Consider the following 1,685-nt stretch of genomic DNA (forward strand, 5'->3'; position numbering starts at 1 on the left):
CGCTCGCCTCGCGGTAGGCGCTCAGCGCGGTCTGCGGGTCGTTCGCGGCGACCGCGTCCGCCATCGCCAGTTCCAGCCAGCCCAGTCGCAGTCCGGCGTGGCCCAGTGCGGCGGTGGCGCCGTCCAGGGCCTGCCGGTCGCTGCCGGGCTCGGCGCGCGCGGCGTCCAGCTCGATCTGCAACTGCAACTGGCGCACGCCCGAGGTCGCGGCCCGTTGCCGGGCCTGCCGCAGCGCTTCGGTGACGCGCGCGGCATCGCCTTCGCGGCGCGCGAGTCCTGCGCGCAGCAGGGCGGCGATGGCCTGCTGTTCGGCGGGCGCGTCGGCCAGTCCGGTCTCGAGCGCGGCGAGGATGCGGCCGGCCTCGTCATCGGCGCGGGCGGCGAGCAGGGCCTGGGCCTTGAGCAGGCGGCTGTCGAGCATGCCACGCTGGTCCTCGCGTTGGCGGAACAGGGCGCCGGCGGCCTCGGCCTGGTCGATCGCATCGCCGAGATGGCCCTGCCACAGCGCCAGCTCGGCGAGGTTGCGGCGGCTGACCGCGGCCTCTTCGGGCATCTGCTGCCGCTCGGCGTTGGACAGGGACTCCCGCAGGCGCTGGCGTGCCTTGTCCCAGCGTCCGCGCGCGGTGTCGAGCAGGCCGAGATTCTGCGCGGTGCGGATCAGGCCGGTCTGCGAGCCGAGCTTGCGGTAGGCCTCGGTGGCCTGCTGCCAGTAGACCTGGGCGTCGTCGTAGGCGCCGAGCTGGTAGTGGGCGAAGCCGATGTTGTTCAGGGCCTGCGCGCTGCCATGGCTGTCGCCGGCCTGCTGCCAGCTCTGCAGCGCGCGCCGGAACGCGGCCAGCGCGCCGGCGTAGTCGCCGCGCTCCTCGTCGAGCAGTCCCAGCTCGTTCTCGATCGCGGCCAGGCCGTCGCGGTCGCCCAGTTCGGTGTACAGGGCGCGCGCCTGCCGCAGGTGCTCGGCGGCCTGGTCGAAATGGCCGGTCAGCGACGACACGCCGGCGAGATTGCGCAGGCTGGTGGCGACGCCGCGGCGATTGCCGACCGCGCGCCGCAGTTCGACCGCCTTGCGGTACTGCTCGGCGGCGTCGGCGGTCTGGCCGAGGCGGCCGTAGCCGATCCCCAGCGCGTTGACGGTCTCGGCCTCGCCGAAGGTGTTGCGGCTGCGCTTGTACAGCACCAGCGCCCTCACCAGGTACTCGTCGACCGCGTGCCGCGCATCGCCGCTGAGGATGCTGAACTTGCCCAGCTCGTACCAGCCGCGCGGGTCGTTGCCGTCGCGTCGGGTCAGGGTCTTGGCGGTGGTCACCGCGGCGGCGAAGTCGCCGGCGGCGCCCTGTGCGCGCGCCAGTTGCAGCTGGGCGAAGGTGTCGTCCGGCGTCGCCTGCAGTTGCGTCTGCCATTGGCCGATGGCGCTGGCGGCATCGCCGTCGAGCAGGGCATGCGCGGCCTGCAACTGCCGTCTCAGCCTGACCGGGGCGTTGCCGGCGCTGCGCTGAGCCTGCTCGATCGCGTCCCAGGCGCTGTCGATCTCGCCGATCGCCTGCGCGGTTTCGGCGCTGGCCACCCAGGCGGCGGTGTAGGCCGGAGCCGCGGCGGTCGCCTGCTGCAGGTCCTGCAATGCCTGTTCGAGATTGCCGTCGCGGCGAGCGATCAGGCCGGCACCGTAGGCGTCCAGCGCCGGCCCGCCG

1 protein-coding gene is annotated in these 1,685 nt (G+C 73.9%); it reads right to left on the reverse strand.

All coding sequences use genetic code 11. The features are described from left to right. A partial coding sequence (locus tag FKV24_RS14430; RefSeq protein WP_141482881.1) for a tetratricopeptide repeat protein occupies window positions 1–1,685 on the reverse strand: 1,685 nt, incomplete at both ends.

Source organism: Marilutibacter maris (genome assembly GCF_006546735.2).
In the GTDB taxonomy this organism is placed as follows: domain Bacteria; phylum Pseudomonadota; class Gammaproteobacteria; order Xanthomonadales; family Xanthomonadaceae; genus Marilutibacter; species Marilutibacter maris.